We start from the raw sequence: 18,711 nt of genomic DNA on the forward strand, positions 1-18,711 counted from the left end.
ATCATGAATACTCACAACATCTGATAGAAGAAACCCGTGAATCCAAATAGGATTTACGGGTTTTTAAATTAATATATCATCCGATTTCCGCTCTGTAGGGCATTCCGCTCTGTGCGCCGATTTTGCCGACAGCCAGTCCTGCGGCGGTATTGGCGAAAGCAATCGCATCTTCAATATCCTTGCCTTCGGCGATGCCGACTGCGAATGCAGCATTGAAGGTATCGCCCGCGCCGGTCGTATCGACGACGTCGACGCTTTTCGGCGGCATCACGATTTCCCTGCCATCCTTAAAATAAGAGGCCCCCTGCGCTCCCTGTGTGGTGATCAGTTTATCGTAATACTCCGGAAGTCCGTCCTCACGCATTTTGAACAGACTGGCACGTTCATGTTCGTTCGGCGTAATATATGCCGCCGCTTTAAAATACTCACCCTCAAGTGCTGTCACTGGAGCGGGGTTGATGATGACCGGTACATCTTCCTTTTTACATATATTAATCGTATATCTCAATGTTTCCATCGGTATTTCAAACTGGACGAGCACGATGTCGCTCTCTTTTATGATTTCTGAAAAATGTTCGACATGTGTTCTGTCTACTTTGCCATTGGCACCGGCAACGATGATGATGCGGTTGTCTTTATCGGAAACGATGATGTTCGCGATTCCCGAAGGGGTGTCTTCTTCCATGCCGACACCCTTGGTGTCCACACCGTTCGCTTCAAAGTTTTCAATCATTCTGCTGCCGAATGCATCATCACCGACTTTACCGATCATGGAAACATCTGCACCGAGCCTTGCTGCTGCGACGGCCTGGTTGGCACCTTTGCCCCCGAACAACGTCCGGAAATCTTCGCCGTGTACAGTCTCACCCTGCTTAGCCACTTCATCCGTGATGGTCACAAGATCCATATTGATGCTGCCGACGATCGTGATTTTCGGTTTACGCATCCGCCTCACCATAAGATGCCAGCACATCCAGGAAGATTTTCCAGAAAGTTTCCTCATCAACTCCGGTTGCGAATTTGACGTTTTCAGCCTTACCTGTCGTTTTGAGCAGGTCGACCACAGTCATGCCATATGTCGCTTCACCTTTCGTTTCAATCGTTACATTGACATCTTCAAAAGTGAACATTTCGGGGTCGAGCAGATACATCGTCGTGCATGCGTCATGTATCGGTCCGCCTGGAAAGCCGAAATGGTTTTTGTAGGTCTCTGCAAAGAATATGAGCAGTTCTTTGACGAAGCCGGCGATATCGTTATCAATTTCAGCCACCCTGCTGATGACCGCTTCATCCGCAATAACCTGGTGAGTGACGTCAAGACCGAACATCGTGACAGGTACACCGCTCTCATAAACGACTTTCGCAGCCTCTGCATCCACATAAATGTTGAACTCGGCTGCCGGTGTCCAGTTGCCGAATGTCCCGCCGCCCATCAGGACGATTTCATCAATATTGTCTTTAATTGACGGGTCCTTGATCAGGGCAAGTGCTATGTTGGTGAGCGGTCCCGTCGGGACAAGCGTCACTTTCTCATCGCTCTTCCTGACTTCCCCGATGATGAAGTCCACCGCGTGCCCCGGTGACTTCTTTTTCTCGGGCGGGCTGAGCACAGGACCGTCGAGCCCCGTGTCCCCATGGATTTCAGGTGCAACTTCACTTTCCCTGACCAGCGGCCTCACAGCACCTTCCACCACCGGTACATCGAGGTTGAGCATTTCACAGACCTGCAGTGCATTCCTTGTATTCTTATCCACTTCGACATTGCCGGCCACGGTCGTGATGCCGAGTATGTTCAGTTCACTTCTTTTTGATGCTCCAATGATGATTGATATCGCATCATCATGACCCGGATCGCAGTCCAATATTACATTTCTCATTAAAATCAGCCTTTCGGATTTTAGTTAATCGTAGCATAATCCAACAAAAAAAGTCCTCTTTTTTAGAGGACTTTTAACTTTGATTCCCAGCTGTCACAGTTTGATTGCTGCCGGTAAAAGAGCAGAACCCTGCTCTTTGATATCAATCGGAATCCTTCTCTGCAGTCAATGTTGAGACATCATCCACAATTTCATTGACGGGAAAGCTCGTATCCCCTGTATCGAGCCCCGGATAGGATTTTCTGATCTTACCATCTGCATCAATCAGATAAAAGCTGGTCCCGTGCGTGACCTGATTGCTGCCTGACGGCGGCGGCGCCACGATCGTCTTGAAGTTCTGTTCTGCAAAACTGCGGATGAAGTCATAATCATACCCTGTCATCAAGTGCCACTCCGTCTCTTCAGGCACGTCATAATAACTTAAGTAATCAGCCAGAGCTTCAGGGGTGTCATTATCCGGATCGACCGTGAAGCTGAGGACCCCGTAATCTTCAATGCCTCGTTCTTCAAGCTCTTGGGTGACGTGGGTCATATTAGCTGTCATTGGAGGACACACTGTTGCACAGTTTGTAAATATGAAGTCAAGCAGCCATACTTGCCCTTCCATATCCTCTCTTTCAAACGTTTCATCATTTTGATTCGTCACTGAGTAGTCCTGTATTTCATTGCCAAAACTGGCCATCGTTTCAACATCCGAATCACTGCAGGCACCAAGCAACAATGAAGAGATCAGTGCAAACAAAATAAAGTTCTTCAATCCATTCCCTCCATATTTCAATTACTTCTAATATAACAAATTAAAAACGTTGATTGGCCTCATCATTGTGAATTTAATATGTCATTGAGGTATTTATCACGTTTCTGTCATTTTTGCACCGGGCTGTTCCTTCAGGAAGAAAGCCATGACAAGACCGATGAAGGCAAGCACTGCGGCCACGATGAAGGAGACGTTGACTCCCATGATCTCTTCTGCAGTCGTGGGTGCTCCGCCTGCGGAAAAATTGAAGGCAAACCCCGTCATCACTGTGATGAGGAGAGCGGTGAACAGTGAACTGCCGATCTGCCTCATCGTGTTATTGATGGAGGTGCCATGGGGCAGCAAATGTTCCTCCAATGCATTCATGGCAAACGTGGTGAGCGGCATCATGGATAAACCGGCCCCGACCAGCCGGAACGCATAGACGATTGTGATGTAGGTCCAGGATGTGTTTTCATCCAGCAACGCCAGCATGACCGAGGTGATTAAAATGATCCCCATTGAAGTGAAAGTCAGCAGCCTGATGCCGTACTTGTCAAATAAAAACCCGGCAGCCAGGCCGAAGGATCCCATCATCAAAGCACCGGGGAGCAGCGCAAGACCTGACTCGAACGCTGTATATCCAAGCATATCCTGCATCAACACCGGCAGGATGTTGTTTGCACTCACCATCGAGGTGAAGACGATCACACCGATTAAAGTGCTGAGCAGAAAATATTTGTTCTTGAAGACCCTGAGCTCGAGGAGCGGGATATCCAGCCGCAGCTGTCGGCGCACAAATATGACGACGATTGCCGCGCCGATGAGAATCGGTAAAATGGTCCCGGGTTCCATCCACCCGCTTATCCCTGCAACCGAGAATCCGTACAGCATACCGCCGAAACCGAGTGTGGAGAAGATGATGGATATGTAATCCACCGGCGGATCTGTGGTTTCTGTGACGTTCCTCATGAATCTGTACGCAAACAAAATATTCACTGCAGCAAAAGGTGCGATGATGAAAAAGACTGTACGCCACGGCCAGATTTCAACGATATAGCCTGATAATGAAGGGCCGATGGCCGGCGCAAAGCCGATGATCAGGCCGAACAGCCCCATCGCACGGCCGCGCTTTTCCGGTGCAAACATTTTGAGCAGCACCACCTGGGTCAGCGGCATCATGATGCCCGCCGCTGCCGCCTGGACAATGCGCCCTGTAAGCAGTATGCCGAAGGAAGGGGCAACGGCAGCGATGACAGTGCCGATGGTGAATAAGGTCATGCCGAATAAATATAATTTTCTCGTTGTGAATTTATTGATTAAAAATGCAGTCACTGGTATCATAATCCCGTTCACCAGAAAGAAACCGGTCGTCAGCCACTGGGCGGTGCTGAAGGGGATCTCCAGATCTTCCATGATGGATGGTACAGCCGTGACCAGCAATGTCTGGTTCAATATGGCGATAAAGGCACCAAAAAGTAAATTTGCGACAACGAAGTTCCTCTCATTGAAAAACTTCGACAGTTTATTCTCCATGTTGACACTTCTTTCTTAAATCAGAAATAAAGCACTATATGTTGAATGTGGCTGTACTCATTTCATCTTCGGATTTGACTTCCAGGATATGGTGCAATTGCTCTTTCAATTCAGTCACATGGGAAATGATACCTATCGTCTTCCCCCCGGACTGAAGATCGATCAAGGTCGAGATCGCTATTTCCAGCGTTTCTTTATCCAGTGTACCAAAACCTTCATCGATAAACATGGTGTCGAGGTGGATGCCGCCCGCTTCCTGCTGTACCGCTTCGCTGAGTGCAAGCGCAAGGGACAGGGACGCCTGGAAGGTTTCGCCGCCCGACAATGAAGATATATGCCTCGCGGAGTTATTGTAATAATCGAACACTTCAATATCCAGTCCGGTTTTGCGCCTGGACGCAGCCCGGCTGCGGATCAGGGCATATCTGTGATTCGTCATCTCCAGAAGACGGCTGTTTGCGATGTTCAATATTTTCTCAAGGAAATAAGTCAGCACATAACGTTCCAGTGAAATCTTACTGTGGTTGTTGCCCGTCACTTTCTGAAACAGCTCATGGACCGCCTGATACCGCTCTTTCTTCGTCTCATAATCCCCGATGTATGTTGAGACAGTCTCAAAAACGCGCTGGAACTGGCGGATATCATTATGCAGCACGGCAAGCTCCGTCTGCAGCCGCTCCAGTTCGTCATCAGCCTGCCCGACCATTGCCCGATCTTCTTTGAGGTCAAAGGACTCCCCGTGCGATAATTCCTTTTTGATGGCATCGATCTGGGTCTCAATGGATGATTTTTCACGGTGGAAGTCATGTACTTCCTGCTCTTTGGCTTCCATATCGTGCATACTCAATAACTGATGGAGTTCAGCCCTGTCGATGAACGGCTCTTTGTCAAGAAAGTCATCCACCACCGCACTCAAGCCACTGATCGTCTCCTTGTCCCCGTCCATCATCTCCTTCAGGTGCCTCATGGACTGGGACAACATCGTCAAATCCTGATTCAGGGCATCACGGCGTGCCTCCAGAGATTCTTTATGCTGCCTGTATGCTTCAGCTTCTTTTTTGGAGTGCTCCATATGGTATTTGAACTCACTGTAATCATCAAAACCGGTTTCGCGACTGAAATCTTTCAGATGCTCCTCAAGCTGTCCGATCCTGTTTCCGGTCTTCTCGATTTCAATGTTCCCTTTATGGAGCAGGTTGGACTTTTCATCCCGTTCTGTTTGAATCGTCTCTTTTCTTTCCAGTCTGTTTTTTATATCTTTCAGTTCCCCGTCGGCTTCAGACACAGAGGCTTTGATGACCTCAAGCTCTTCCGCCAGCTTGTCGTAAGGCAGACGTTCTGCATCCTGCAACAGTTTCACGTACATTCTCTCTTCATGACGGAGCGATTCATTTTCATCCTTCAACTTCTCAAGGCGGGCATTCAGCGTGCTGATATGCTCTTCCTCCGCCTCGCTCATATAATACGGCGCGTCCGGCATTTCCTCCACCGTCTTCTGACAGACTGGACACGCCCCGCCGACTTCCAGGTGACTGAACAGGTGCTCGATATGTTCCCGGTCTTCTTTCTTGAATTTGCTGTGAACAGTGGATTTCACGCTCTCGAGCGACTGTTCACACTCATGACGATTATTTTCATTGATGCGTAATTTCTCTTTTATGGCGTTGATTTCACTGTCGTAGCCGATGTATTTCCCTTCCTGCTCCAGTGCCCTTTTGAGCGCCTGCTGTTCAAGTTCCAGAGCATGCTTCCCCGATGTGAGCGTTTCAAAATCCTCATGAGAAACAGTCAGTGTCTCAAGCGCCTCACCGAGCGATGCATATTCATCATTCAATTTTCTGCATGACTGCCTGAGCTGTTCCAACTCCTTATTCAACCAATCAATACGCTTTGGAAGGGTCTCGAATCTATCATCCAAAAATCGTTCATTACGCGTGATGAAGCGCTCACTTTCATTGATTTTGCATTCATTACTTCCGAGGATGGACAATTCTTCCTGAAGTGCCGCGTACTCCTCCTCAATTTTGTCATGATCCGAATTCAATTCTTCAAATTTATCTTCCGATTTTATGAGCTGGGTCTTGAGTTCCTGCTCACGTTTCAGTTCAAAACTGATTGCAGAAACCCTTTTATAATCGGCGATTTCCCCTTCCATCAGCCGGATGCTCCCCGACCGGTTTTCAAGCCTTTCCTGCTGCCCGGTCAATTCCTGAAGTTTGGCCACTTTTTCATTATGTGCGGTTTTATTGTTCAATTCTTCCTGCAGCGCGTTGCGTTTTGCCCTTGCCGCCCGGATTCTCCCTTCCAGTCCGCCTGACTCAAGACGGGCCCCTTCAATCTTCTTTTCAAGAAAGGTGAGTCTGTGGTGGAAGCTCGGATGCTCTTCACTGTCAGGCAATGTGCTCAGCTGTTCTGAAATCTTTGCTTCGAGGTGATGCATTTCGGTCTGCACATTCCTCTCAAGGTCCCTCAGCTTCAGTTCAAAATGCACAAAGCGTTCCGTGCGGAACAGCGTCCTTAATATTTTCTGTTTCTCTTCACTTGTCGAGACAAGCAGTCTTTTGAATTCCCCTTGTGGAAGGATCAGTATCTGTCTGAACTGTTCAGCCGTCAACTGGATGATTTCTATGATTTTGTTCGTCACGCCGGTCACGGAACTTTCGAGCACAGTGCCATCTTCTGCATAAAGTGCCGCTTTCGAAGGGACTTTGGATTTCCTGCCTTCCTTGCTGAAGCTGAGTTCCCGCTCCACTTTATATTTTTGCCCGCCTATTTTAAATTCCAGGCTCACCCTCGATACGTCCTCGTCTGTTGCAAACTGGCTCCTGACCGAATCCTCATCCCGGTCCTTGGTGGAAGTCTGACCGTACAGACCGAATGTGATCGCATCGAAGATCATCGTCTTGCCGGACCCTGTCTTACCGCTGATGAGGAACATCTGACCCTCCACACTTCTGAAGTCGATCGTTTCATTTTTGAAAGGGCCGAAATGTTCCATCTCCAATTTAATGGGCTTCATTTTGACCACCTCCGAAATGCTCTTTGAAAATCCCCATTTCAATTTCTGTAGGCGGCCGTTTGGCGACTTCTTCTATGAAGGATGCATAGATGTCATAGTCACTCGTTTCCTTCATATCAATCGTCGTCATATTGAAGCCGTGATCTTCCGTTTTCACTTTCAATTCCAGTGTGTTCGGGTAGATCATCCTGATCTTCGACATGGGCTCCTTGACATGGCTCAGATTGCTCAAGATGAATTTGAAGTATGCGCTCTTATCTTTGAAATCGATCCTTTCATTGATCAGATCATCAAAATCCCCTTCATATTCAACGATGTCATGTTTCGGCGGCAATGGTATGAACTTCACTGTCCCTTCGTCCGTGTCCAGCCATCTGAAACCTTTGGGCTGATTCACTTCATTGAAGGAATACTTGAGCAATGAACCGCTGTAGTGAATCTTTTCATGGTTGATTGCAAACGGGTGATGCAGATGCCCCAGCAGCACATGATCAAAATCCCGGAAGACATCACTGCTCACCTCTTCCGACATCCCGATGGAGAGCGCACGCTCGGAATCACTCTGTTTGCCTTCCTGGATGAACAGATGTCCGATCAGGATATTCTTCCGGGTGGGGTCTGGACCCATCCTCTCCACAATATGTTCATAAACATCCTGATGTGTACGAAGGCTGCTCTCACCAAAATACTGCCTTGCCTCCAAAACATCTATATGCGGTACCAGATGAAAATCGATGCCGCCTATGGTGACCGGGGTGAAGACTTCTTCTATCGCCGTATGTATGTATAGGTCCGTCGCCTTGAACCATGCCGAGCCATAATCAAGCAAAGCCCTGGAATCATGGTTGCCGCTGTTCATCAGCACCGGGATGCCCATTTCGACATTCATCTTATGGAGGTAGCGGTTGACAAGATTGAGCGCCTCCCTCGGCGGGTTGCTTCTGTCATAGATATCCCCTGCTATCACGATGATATCGGGTTTCATTTCTTTTATATGTCCAATCAGCTGGTCCAGTACAAACTCCTGATCTTCCATCAGGTCCCTGCCGTTTAATTTTTTTCCGATATGCCAGTCGGCGGTATGTAGAATTTTCATGATCAACACCTCAAAATCAATTATACTAAAAAAACGCCCCAATAAAAATCAGGGCGTTACATTTTGGAGCTGTCGGATAGTGATGATCAGGTCATCAAGTTTCCTTTCCATCCTGTGCAGAAGGAAAAATGTAATCACTACCGGGAAACCGACATCGCTCACCAGAGGAATCCAGTCCATCAGATGATGATTTGTGTTTCAGTGCTGACGACTTTGGCGGACTCGACATTGACCGGCTTCCCCTGTGTCGGGTCGAGCGCATTGGAGGCGATGAGTTTATCAGCAGCCTCAAGCAGTTCCGTTTCTGTCAATCCTTCATCCGGATTGCGGAAATTCATCGTAAAACGTCTGTTGGCATCCGTGTTGAATACGACAACCAGTCTTTTCTCCATATTAAAACCCTTCCTTCATCAGATTTAGCCGATCACGTATGTTTCTTCTTTCTCGACGATGGCGTAGACATCGTGCGTCAGTGCTTCAAAAACTTCCTTGACCTGGTTGATTGCGTCATTGTCCGCCCCGATATCTATATTCGGTACTGTGCGGTAACGCAGTGACTCCCTGCCCTCTCCATCCGTAGCCAGATAATAGAACCTTGCGCTTGTACTTTTATGCATGTGCTTCACCTCCTCGTCCTATATATCGTCACAAATCCGTATATGGACATATTTCATTTTTACCAATATAATGATGGTGAGGTGAAGGGTATGACTGATACGTTGTTCATGTGGGGGATTACCCTGTGGATGTTCATAATGGTCGGCTTGTTTTTTATAGGCGGATTTTTCATGTTCAGGAAATTTTTAAGAAGGATGCCGAAGGAAGACGGTTACAGCGAACTCGACTGGCAGGATTATTATATAGAAAAGGCGCTGCCGCTCTGGAACGACGATACGAAAGCTCTTTTGAATGAACTCGTGAGCCCCGTGCCGGAACTGTTCAGGCAGGTCGCCAAAGAGAGGATCGCCGGGAGGATATCAAAGATTGCGCTGGATGAAGGTGTGGAAGAGATCGAACTCGATCAGATCATGAAAGGTTACATCATAGCGACACCGAAAAAGGATCACCGGTTCATGAAGAAAAAACTGGAGCAGCTGGGGATAGACTATTCCCCGTATGAGGAACTCTTCCAATATGCAGATGATGAAAAAGAGAAGTTTTCAATATTCGAACAGACGGAAAGAGTAAAGCAGCTGGCTAAATAGCCCGCTGCTTTTTAAAATTCCTGTATTTGATGAGCATGGATGAACGCCATACCACAATCATGATGAAGGCCAGAAGGAAGAACATCCCCCCGATTTCACCAGGCGTAATGGATATGGACAGTATGGATTTCAATCCTATCCTCAATATCAGCAATGCAAATAATATGCCGATGAACCATTTGGATGGTTTTACATATAGTTCTTCATCTTTTTCCTCATATCGTGTGGTGAACACCAGAAGCAAAGAAAATATCAGACCGATGACGAGTGCTTCCAATATCTCTACAACCGATAACCGGAAGTAGGGAAATACATACATCAGGGCACCCGTCGACATCATTACAGGTGGTATGAGGATTTTTTTTAGGCTGAGCGGCCGTGCCGATGCCTTCTGGCGCACAAAGATCACTCCGATGCCCATGAAGACCGCCATGATGGAAGCAAGTGTGAACAACAACATTTCCAAATCTATATCAGACATTTGACCACCCTCTTAAAATCCCTGAAAATCCCCAAAGAAAGGCTGGAGCCAGATTATTATCTGCGTCAGTCCGTCAAAGTACAAAAGTATACCCATCAAGATCATGACGATTCCGCCGCCCTTCATGATGGCATTGGAATATTTGAGCATCCAGCGTGTCTTCGATACGAAGAAACTCAGGATGAAGAACGGTACACCGAATCCCAGACAATAGACCACCATCAGCATCAGCGCATTGTTCGGTTCAGTGGCACTCATCGCAAAAATCGCACCGATGATCGGGCCGTTACATGGTGTCCAGCCTGCTGCAAAAGCCATACCGATCAATATGGATCCAAAAAATCCGGCCGGCCTGTTCTTGAAATTGACTTTCCTGTCTTTCATGAGAAAATCAAACCGCAGCACTCCGGTGATGATGAGGCCGAATACAATAATAAGGATTGCACCGATCTGCCTGATCAGGTTGCCGTGTTCTATGAATACGCCGCCGAAGAAGGAGGTGCCGAAGCCCAGCGCAATGTATATCAGACTGAAGCCTATCAGGAAGAATAATGTATGGAAAATTGCACGGGCATTGAATTTTTGTTTTTCAACTTCGTTATAACTCATCCCTGTTATGTATGAAACGAAGGCCGGAAAGACCGGCAGTACACATGGCGAAACAAAGCTGAGCACGCCTGCTCCAAATGCCAATAAAAAAGTGACTTCACTACCCACAAATATACCCCCTATTCAACTGTATTCTAACAGACATACAATTGAACAGGGGGCTTTATTTAGAAGAAATTATGACATTTGAAAATTCACTGTCCGTTCTGCAACAGATACATCTTATGATAGATGCCCTTCAGACTGATGAGTGCATCATGTGTCCCGCGTTCAACGATTTCCCCTTTATTGAGGACGAGTATCTGGTCTGCATCCTGTATGGTGGACAGCCTGTGTGCAATTGCGAGCGTCGTCCGGCCTTTCCTCATGAGGTGAAGCGACTTCTGGATTTCTTCCTCCGTCTCCGAATCGATGTTCGCCGTCGCCTCATCCAGTATCAATATCTTCGGTTCGACTGCCATCGTCCTTGCAAATGCAAGCAGCTGCCGCTCGCCGCTTGAGAGCGTGCTCCCCTTTTCAAGAACCTCGTGATGATAACCGCCGGGGAGTGCCTCGATGAACTTGTCCGCACCCACAAACTCGGCAGCTGATTTCACAGCCTCAAATGTCATCGTTGGATGATAAAGACTGATATTCGACTCGATCGTGCCATAAAAGAGGAATGGGTCCTGAAGCACCAGGCCGATATGACTTTTCAGCTCCGACTTCGGCAACGTCTTGATGGAATGGCCATCCACCAGGATATTGCCCTCATTGAATTCATAAAATCTCATGAACAGGTTGATGATTGAACTTTTGCCGGAACCCGTGTGGCCGACAAGCGCCACGGTCTCCCCGGGCATGGCCGTGAAACTGATGTCTTTCAGCACCTCGTTTTTGCCGTCATAACTGAAAGTGATATTTTCAAAGTCGATGCGGCCGTCGATGATCTTATGTTCCTGCTGCGCGTCCTGGCCCGGTTCAAGTGTATCGTCATCTATCAGTGTGAAGACACGGCTTGCAGAAACAAGTGCCTGCTGGAAAATACTCAGATTCTGACTGACCTGGTTGATCGGTTCAAAGAAACGCTCGATATACTGGATGAATGCAAATATCAATCCTGCTGTGATTGAAGATTCAAAGCTGAGCAGACCGAAATAACCCAGGATGACTGCAATCGCGAGGATCTGGATCATACTGATTGCCGGCCTCAGTAAAAGGCCGTCCAGGCGAACGGTTTTCATCGTATAATCATAATGCTCTTCGTTGATCCGGTTGAATTCGTCCTGCAGACGGTTCTGCTGGTTGAAGACCTGGATGATCTTCATCCCTTCAATGGACTCTGCAAGTTTCGAGTTCAAATCTGCCAGCAGCTGTCTTGTATAAGAAAAGAACACTGCAGAAAATTTACGGTAGATCAGCATGATGATCAGTATCAACGGCATGAATATGAGTGCGATGAACGCAAGCCTGACATCGAGCACGAACATCATTACATAGCTCGATGCCATCATGAAGAATGCCATCAGGAATGTTGCAAATACTCCGATGAACATCTCGACGATCGCTTCTGTATCATTGGTCAGTCTTGAGACGATGCTGCCGCCCGCCACTTTATCGAAGTATCTCATGCCGAGCCGGCCGATCTTGTTGAATGCATCGATTCTGAGCTGCTGGATGACTTTGAAGGCAAGATACTGGAACAGGTATATGTTCATATACGTTGTCAGCGCCCCCACGATCTGCACGATGATGAAGATGGTGATGAGCATGGTGATTTCAGTTTCGGGAAACACCGCCGGTGTCAGATATTCATCTATGAAGACCATGACCAGATAAGGGATGATCATACCTGCAACCGTTGAGAAGATCAGCATGATGAAAGCGAGAATGATGGTCCATTTGTAAGGGTAGGTGTATGAGATCAACCGCATGAGCACTTTGAACTGGTCTCGGGCAGTCAGGTGAACCGTATCATTGATGTGATTCATCGTCCTCATCCCCTTTCACAAGATCATCCAGTTCTGCTGTCAGGCTTTGCCTCAGCGCCTGCTGCCTGTAGGTGTCATGGTACCATCCACCTTGTTCCAGGAGCTCCCTGTGGGTGCCACGTTCCACCACGGTCCCCGCATCCATGACGATGATCAGATCCGCTTTTGAAACTGCACTCATCCTGTGCGCGGTGATGATGTTCGTCTTCCCCTGCCTAACCCTTGAAATATTTTCAAGGATGGTGACTTCGGTCTGGGCATCCACCGCTGAGAGGGAATCATCAAGTATCAATACTTCAGGGTTCTTGATCAGTGCCCTTGCGATGGATATGCGCTGTTTCTGGCCGCCGGACAGTGACACACCCCGCTCACCGACGACCGTTGAGTATCCTTCAGGAAAGCCGGTGATATCCTCATGAATATTGGCGAGCCGGCTTGCTTCGTGGATTGTTTCATCGTCAAGTTCCGGATCGGCAAATGCGATGTTTTCCCTTATGGTCGTCGAAAACAGAAAATGATCCTGCGGGACATATCCGAATTGGGCACGCAGATTCGTGATGTTGTAGTCCCTGAGTGCTACATTCCCGTATGTGATGTCCTCCGGGTTGTTCGTGTCGAACTCACGCAGCAGCAATTTGATCAGTGCACTCTTTCCCGCTCCTGTACGTCCCACGATGCCAATGGTCTGGCCTTTCCTGATTTCGAAACTGATGTCCCTGAGCGAGACTTCTCCGTTCCCCGGGAAGTTGAACGCTCCGATGTTGAATTCTATATCGCCGGCCGGTGCATCTTCAATCAGATGCTCCTGTCCGATATCGTTTTCTGTATTCATGATCTCCTCTATTCTTTCATATGAGGCACGGCCGCGCTGGACCAGGTTGAAGAACCACCCCAGGGCAAGGAGCGGCCAGACCATCATGCCGAGATATGTGGTGAAGGTGATCAGCTGGCCGAGTGTGATTTCATTGGACAGCACCATTTGTGCCCCGAAAACGATTGCCAGGAAATAGCTTGTCCCGATGACAAGCATGATCGTCGGATCGAATAATGCGTCCACTTTCGATACTTTCAAGTTCTTATCAACCACTTCATCACTCAGTGCTTTGAAATCTTCCTGGTCACTTTCTTCGTAGCCGAAAGTTTTTGTGACTTTGATGCCTGCAATGCTTTCCTGACTTTTATCATTCAGTTGGCTGAAGGCCGCCTGCGCTTTTCGGAAGCCCCTGTTGAGCAGCCTGCCGTAATAACTCGTCAACACCACCATGAAAGGCAGAGGTATCATGGCGATCAAAGTCAGCTGCGGGCTGACGGTGATTGCCATCGTGACCAGCACTGCACCGCCGGTGATGATGGAGTCCGCAATCGTCAGAATCCCTGCACCGGCGGTCATCTGGACGGCACGGATATCATTGGTTGCATGCGCCATCAAATCCCCTGTCCGCCGCTGCTGGTAAAAGTAGGGACTCATATATGAGAACTTATTGTACATCCTCTCCCTCAATATTCTGCCGAGCCTGTGGCTCGCACCAAATATGAGGATGCGCCAGTAATATCTGAATATGTATGTGAATATCGCTGCTGCAAGCAGCACACCGATAAAGACCGACAGACCCGTCGGGGTCAGCGTCTCCATCGTGATGCCATCGATCACCCTGCCTATGATCTGCGGCGGCACCAGCTCCATCAAGGCGACAAGTATCAGCATGATGATGCCGTATATGTAACTGTTTTTCTCCTGTCTGAAGAACCAGCCAAGATCCTTAAAAACCTTCATTCACATTTCCTCCCCTGTCACTCTCTCCTTTTAAAATTTTACCATATATTTCGGATTTTGAAATAGTTATCCAGCTATATTGAATTTGAAAAGGGGATGGGCCATAAGTCCTCAAAAGATATAGTATTTCACACAGAATAGACAAAATCCGTACGTTAGACTCCCAGGGGGAAAACTGACGTACGGATTATTTTTTTCGTGAAATATTAATGTCCCAGTTCCTTTTTTCATCACTCGACAAATGATGCACCGTCGAGTCTCACTCCTGCTGTCGGATCAAGTTCAATTCCGCTGACGGTCTGCGAGTTCACACCGATTGCAAAATTCGTATGGAACAGAAATGCCGTCGGCACTTCCTCTGCAAGAATAGCCTGGGCCTCCTGGTAAATGTCATACCGCCTATCTTCATCTGCTTCTTCACGCCCTGCATCAAGCAGGTCGCTCAGTTCCTGGTTTTCATAAAACGAGCGGTTGCCGGGTGCCCCCATGTTATCCTGATGGTAGAGGGCATAAAGTCCGTAGTCGGCATCTGCTGTGACTGTCGTCCAGCCAAGGATGAACATATCATGCTCACCGTCTGCCAGTGTTTCAAGGTATGCCCCCCACTCATACTGCTCGATGGTGACCGTAATGCCGAGCCTCGAGAGGCTCTCCTGGATGAAGACCGCCGTATCGACGATCTGGGGGTCGTTATCCACCCAGATCGTCGTACTGAAACCGCCTGAAACTTCCGTTTCAGAAAGCAACTCCCGGGCTTGATCCAGGTCATATTCGGCACTGTCGAGATCACTGTTATGACCCCAGACATCCGGTGCAAGCGGTCCTTCCGCCGCTATCCCCATATTGTCATAGACTCCGGATATGATGGCGTCACGGTCTATTGCATAGGAAATCGCCTGACGCACTTTCACATCATCGAACGGTTCCTTCTGTGTATTGAAACCCAGGTAGCTCATACGGACGGATTCCTGCTCAATCAGTTCGGTCCCTTCACCCGAGGCCACCCTGTCGATGCTGGAGGAATCTACGTCAGTCGCAATGTCGATACCGCCTGTTTCGAGCTCTGCCATCCTGGCACCATTTTCCGGAATCACCCTGAATGTCACATTTTCAAAATTGCGCTCCCCGCCCTGGAAATCCTCGAATCTGGACAGGGATACAGAATCTCCGGCAGAACGTGATTCATACTGCAGATGGTTGGTGCCATCCGTATTTGAACCGAGGACGCTTCCGAGATCTTCTGAAATCCGGTCGGCGACCCTTGCATATTCTGAACCGCCCTCTTCCCGCAGCTCATAATATTCATCCGCACTCATCCCGATGCCTGCTTCATCAAGTGCCGCCTGATAATCTTCATCGATCAGTTCCTTGCTCATGATCCCCGCTGTCGTATGGGCGAGGTGGCTTGGAAGCGGTGCAAAAGGGTACGCTGTATGCAGGTTCACTTCATGATCTCCTACAATCTCAACTTCTTCGATCATTTCAAAGAGGAATGCCACCTGGGAGGCCACCGCCTCGTCACGGACACGGTCAAGCGTCGCTTTGACATCTTCAGCAGTAAAGTCGGAGCCATTATGGAAAGTCGTGCCTTCCCTCAACTTCAGGTTCAAAACACCATCTTCGGACAGCTCCCAATCCGTTGCCAGGCCGGGTTCCAGTTCCATATCCACCGTCTGGAATACTAATGTTTCATATATGTTCCGCCTCACCTGTGATGAAGCTGAATCATTCGAGCCATGAAGATCGAGGGTGACCATTTCATCCATCATCCCGATGGTGATATCGCCTTCCGTACTCGTTTCTTCTGCAGTCTCACCACCTTCATCATCGGTCGCTCCCTCTTCGACATCCCCATCATCCGCACATGCGGCAAGTACTGCCGCCATGAAGACAAACAACAACGACAACTGGAACTTTCCCATGGTCTCCCCTCCCTAATTTATATGTAAAGTCATTATATACATTATAAATTGCATTAGCAATATAATTTTCGGATAAGTTCGAATATTATAACTTCATATTTATAATATGCAAGTTTGGGTACAAAATTAAACCGCCGGTCTTAATTTAAGACCGGCGGCTGATAAATACCCACGTTATTTTTTGGCACGCTCTTTCTTTTGAGCGCCAGCATTTTTATTCATCATACTCATCATCTGATTGATTTTCTTCTGTGATGGTTTTTGACCCATTTGCATCATCATCATGCGTAACATTTCTTCATTGATCGGCGGGTTTTTCTCCAGGTAGTCCATCATATACTTTCTCGCAAGAAAGAATCCGAGTGCCAAACCCCCAACAAGTGCCGCAATAACGATGAGTATCCAAATCCAAGTAGCCAAGTGACTTCACCTTCTTTCTCCCGTACATAAACCATTATATAGTTTATCGTAAAAACAGCCGTTTTTCAATAAACTATTTTTCCAAAATGGTTCTCATCACCTGTTCTACTGTAAAACCGTATTTCTCCACGACGATATTTCCTGGCGCACTCGCACCGAATGTATCGATGGTCATCAGTTTGCCGTCCATGCCGATGAACTGGTGCCAGCCGAAGCTCGCCGCCATTTCGACCGCCGTCCTGTTACTGATATCCTTGTTCAGTACACTGTCTTTATAGTCCTGATCCTGTTTCATGAAGGCCTGCATGTTCGGGATGGAAGCCACTTTGATGTTGACACCCTGTTCCTTAAGCTGTTTTGCAGCATTCACGGCAAGGGGGACCTCGCTGCCGGAAGCGAAGACGATTGCATCATCGCCTTCATCACAGATGATATACCCGCCGCGCTTCACACCTTCTTCGACCGTCTCCTGCGCAGCCTCGGTCACTTCTACATCCTGACGTGTCAGCACTAGCGCCGTCGGTGCGTCGGTCGACTCGATCGCCACTTTCCAAGCGGCTCTTGTTTCATTGCCGTCTGCCGGCCGTATCGTGTTCAGATTCGGAATCGCCCGCAGCCCGGCCAGCTGTTCGACCGGTTCATGCGTCGGCCCGTCTTCGCCGACCGCGATGGAATCATGGGTCAGTACATATGTGACAGGCAGTTTCATCAGCGCGCTCAGACGGATGGCAGGTTTCAGATAGTCACTGAATACAAAGAACGTGCCACCGTAAGGTTTGATGCCGCCGTGGGCAGACATGCCGTTCAATGCAGCCGCCATTGCAAATTCACGTACGCCGAACCATATGTTCCTGCCGGCGTAATTATCTTTGCTGAAGTCTTCCTCACCGCTGATGGAAGTTTTATTGCTTCCTGCAAGGTCGGCTGCACCGCCGAACAATGAAGGAACGGATTTTGAAAGTGCCTGTATCATGTCGCCGGAAGTGCCGCGGGTCGCTTTTTTGGTGCCGGCTTCATACTCCGGAAGTTCTTCGCCATAATCTTCAGGCACTTCCTCATTGATCGCCGCTTTGAATTCCGCCGCCTTTTCAGGTTCGGCCCCGGTGTATTCTTCAACGAGTCTGATCCATTCATCCTGAGCTTCGTTGCCCCTTTTATTCAGGGTTTCATTGAAGCGTTTGTATACTTCGTCTTCGATCACAAAGCTCTCTTCAGGATCGAGGCCGTAGTGTTCGAAGGCTGCCTTGCGCTCATCCGGGCCGAGGGGTGCACCATGGGCATCACTCTTACCTGATTTTGTCGGCGCACCGTAGCCGATGACGGTCTTGACTTCGATCATCGAAGGCTGATCCGCCCCCTTGGCATCGGTGATCGCCTGGTCGATTTCTTCCAGATCGTTGCCGTCCTTGACCAGAATGTAATTCCAGCCGTAAGCTTCAAATCTTTTTTTGATGTCTTCAGAGAAACTCTTATCCAGATCTCCGTCCAGGGAAATATCATTGGAATCGTATAGCACGATGAGATTGTCGAGATTTAAATGACCTGCAAGTGAAGCCGCCTCATGGGAGACGCCCTCCATCAGATCACCGTCACTTGCCAGTACATAAGTGAAATGGTCGACCACTTTGAATTCATCGGTGTTATATTTTGCAGCGAGGTGCTTTTCCGCCATTGCCATGCCCACGCTCATTGCAAAACCCTGACCGAGAGGACCCGTTGTAATTTCAACGCCTTCCGTATGTTTGAACTCCGGATGCCCCGGTGTTTTGGATTCATACTGCCTGAAATTCTTGATTTCTTCCATTTCCAGTGCGCCGGCCAGATGAAGCAGGCTGTAGACCAGCATTGACCCGTGACCCGCACTCAGGACGAAACGGTCACGGTCGAACCATGACATCGAATTCGGGTTGTAGTTCAAATGCCTGCTCCACAATGTATATGCCATAGGCGCCGCACCCATCGGCAGGCCCGGGTGACCTGAGTTTGCTTTTTCAATTGCATCAATTGAAAGTGTACGGATTCTGTTGATCGCTAACTGATCTGTCTTATCAAAAGCCATGTTTAAA

General features: G+C 48.4%; 17 protein-coding genes. 1 reads left to right on the plus strand and 16 read right to left on the minus strand.

Translation table 11 applies throughout. The annotated features are described in order from the left end of the window. Positions 1 to 76 precede the first annotated feature (76 nt). The 9 genes from rbsK to BUA12_RS03050 all read right to left on the minus strand — a co-directional run bounded on the left by rbsK (position 77) and on the right by BUA12_RS03050 (position 8,881). Positions 77 to 946 (minus strand): ribokinase, encoded by an 870-nt coding sequence (rbsK, locus tag BUA12_RS03010; protein ID WP_072708150.1) that lies wholly within the window; start codon positions 944 to 946, stop codon positions 77 to 79. Then, positions 939 to 1,877: a nucleoside hydrolase gene (locus tag BUA12_RS03015; protein WP_072708152.1), complete on the minus strand. Its 939-nt coding sequence runs from the start codon at positions 1,875 to 1,877 to the stop codon at positions 939 to 941. The genes rbsK and BUA12_RS03015 overlap by 8 nt, the downstream gene beginning before the upstream one ends. 142 nt (positions 1,878 to 2,019) lie before the next feature. Continuing rightward, the gene (locus tag BUA12_RS03020) at positions 2,020 to 2,634 is read right to left on the minus strand and encodes an SCO family protein (protein WP_072708154.1); all 615 of its coding nucleotides are present in this window, start codon (positions 2,632 to 2,634) and stop codon (positions 2,020 to 2,022) included. Between the two features lie 96 nt (positions 2,635 to 2,730). Beyond that, positions 2,731 to 4,149, minus strand: a complete 1,419-nt coding sequence (locus tag BUA12_RS03025) for an MDR family MFS transporter (protein ID WP_072708156.1) — start codon at positions 4,147 to 4,149, stop codon at positions 2,731 to 2,733. A gap of 34 nt (positions 4,150 to 4,183) precedes the next feature. After that, on the minus strand, positions 4,184 to 7,168 hold the full coding sequence (locus BUA12_RS03030) for an AAA family ATPase (protein WP_072708158.1): 2,985 nt from the start codon (positions 7,166 to 7,168) through the stop codon (positions 4,184 to 4,186). After that, positions 7,155 to 8,264 (minus strand): metallophosphoesterase family protein, encoded by a 1,110-nt coding sequence (locus tag BUA12_RS03035; RefSeq protein ID WP_072708160.1) that lies wholly within the window; start codon positions 8,262 to 8,264, stop codon positions 7,155 to 7,157. Before BUA12_RS03035 ends, BUA12_RS03030 begins: the two co-directional genes overlap by 14 nt. A gap of 48 nt (positions 8,265 to 8,312) precedes the next feature. Then, positions 8,313 to 8,447 (minus strand): YvrJ family protein, encoded by a 135-nt coding sequence (locus BUA12_RS13235; RefSeq protein ID WP_143146086.1) that lies wholly within the window; start codon positions 8,445 to 8,447, stop codon positions 8,313 to 8,315. Beyond that, complete coding sequence (locus BUA12_RS03045) at positions 8,444 to 8,656, minus strand: DUF2922 domain-containing protein (protein ID WP_072708164.1); 213 nt, start codon at positions 8,654 to 8,656, stop codon at positions 8,444 to 8,446. The genes BUA12_RS13235 and BUA12_RS03045 overlap by 4 nt, the downstream gene beginning before the upstream one ends. Positions 8,657 to 8,680: 24 nt before the next feature. Continuing rightward, positions 8,681 to 8,881: a DUF1659 domain-containing protein gene (locus tag BUA12_RS03050; protein ID WP_072708166.1), complete on the minus strand. Its 201-nt coding sequence runs from the start codon at positions 8,879 to 8,881 to the stop codon at positions 8,681 to 8,683. A 90-nt stretch (positions 8,882 to 8,971) separates the two neighbouring features. Here BUA12_RS03050 and BUA12_RS03055 point away from each other — a divergent pair, with 90 nt between their 5' ends. After that, a complete protein-coding gene (locus tag BUA12_RS03055; protein ID WP_072708169.1) occupies positions 8,972 to 9,469 on the plus strand; it encodes a DUF2621 family protein in 498 nt (165 codons plus the stop codon). Here the strand turns inward: BUA12_RS03055 and BUA12_RS03060 are convergent. The 7 genes from BUA12_RS03060 to tkt form a co-directional block, all read right to left on the minus strand. After that, positions 9,462 to 9,929, minus strand: a complete 468-nt coding sequence (locus tag BUA12_RS03060) for a CcdC family protein (RefSeq protein ID WP_072708891.1) — start codon at positions 9,927 to 9,929, stop codon at positions 9,462 to 9,464. The genes BUA12_RS03055 and BUA12_RS03060 overlap by 8 nt on opposite strands. A 33-nt stretch (positions 9,930 to 9,962) precedes the next feature. Continuing rightward, on the minus strand, positions 9,963 to 10,667 hold the full coding sequence (locus BUA12_RS03065; RefSeq protein WP_072708171.1) for a cytochrome c biogenesis protein CcdA: 705 nt from the start codon (positions 10,665 to 10,667) through the stop codon (positions 9,963 to 9,965). 86 nt (positions 10,668 to 10,753) lie between these two features. Further along, positions 10,754 to 12,529 (minus strand): ABC transporter ATP-binding protein, encoded by a 1,776-nt coding sequence (locus BUA12_RS03070; protein WP_072708173.1) that lies wholly within the window; start codon positions 12,527 to 12,529, stop codon positions 10,754 to 10,756. Beyond that, the gene (locus BUA12_RS03075) at positions 12,513 to 14,303 is read right to left on the minus strand and encodes an ABC transporter transmembrane domain-containing protein (RefSeq protein ID WP_072708175.1); all 1,791 of its coding nucleotides are present in this window, start codon (positions 14,301 to 14,303) and stop codon (positions 12,513 to 12,515) included. Before BUA12_RS03075 ends, BUA12_RS03070 begins: the two co-directional genes overlap by 17 nt. 230 nt (positions 14,304 to 14,533) lie before the next feature. Then, the gene (locus BUA12_RS03080) at positions 14,534 to 16,225 is read right to left on the minus strand and encodes a glutathione ABC transporter substrate-binding protein (protein WP_072708177.1); all 1,692 of its coding nucleotides are present in this window, start codon (positions 16,223 to 16,225) and stop codon (positions 14,534 to 14,536) included. A gap of 174 nt (positions 16,226 to 16,399) precedes the next feature. Continuing rightward, positions 16,400 to 16,645 carry a YneF family protein gene (locus BUA12_RS03085; protein ID WP_072708179.1) on the minus strand — a complete coding sequence of 82 codons (246 nt, stop codon included), beginning with the start codon at positions 16,643 to 16,645 and terminating at the stop codon, positions 16,400 to 16,402. A gap of 73 nt (positions 16,646 to 16,718) precedes the next feature. Next, positions 16,719 to 18,704: a transketolase gene (tkt, locus tag BUA12_RS03090; protein ID WP_072708181.1), complete on the minus strand. Its 1,986-nt coding sequence runs from the start codon at positions 18,702 to 18,704 to the stop codon at positions 16,719 to 16,721. Positions 18,705 to 18,711 lie beyond the last annotated feature (7 nt).

The organism is Lacicoccus alkaliphilus DSM 16010 (genome assembly GCF_900142805.1).
Lineage (GTDB): Bacteria > Bacillota > Bacilli > Staphylococcales > Salinicoccaceae > Lacicoccus > Lacicoccus alkaliphilus.